The following is a 202-nucleotide window of genomic DNA, read 5'->3' on the forward strand; positions in this document are numbered from 1 at the left end:
GGGGTCGATGGGCAGGTAGGCGGCGCCGGTTTTGAGGACGGCGAGCATGCTGACGATCGCGTCGAGCGACTTGGGCAGAGCGAGTGCCACGAACTGCTCGGCACCCACGCCCCGTTGCATCAGGTGCCGGGCGAGCTGGTTGGCGCGCGCATCCAGCTCCGCGTATGTCAGCGAGTCCCCGTCGCACACCACCGCGACCGTG

General features: G+C 69.3%; 1 protein-coding gene. It reads right to left on the minus strand.

Features of this window, described 5'->3' with window-relative positions:
* The coding region (locus IE97_RS39135) for an AMP-binding protein (RefSeq protein ID WP_420706174.1) at nt 1-189 on the minus strand (189 nt) is incomplete at its 3' end.
* Nucleotides 190-202 lie beyond the last annotated feature (13 nt).

Source organism: Streptomyces sp. NRRL S-455, assembly GCF_000717875.1.
In the GTDB taxonomy this organism is placed as follows: domain Bacteria; phylum Actinomycetota; class Actinomycetes; order Streptomycetales; family Streptomycetaceae; genus Streptomyces.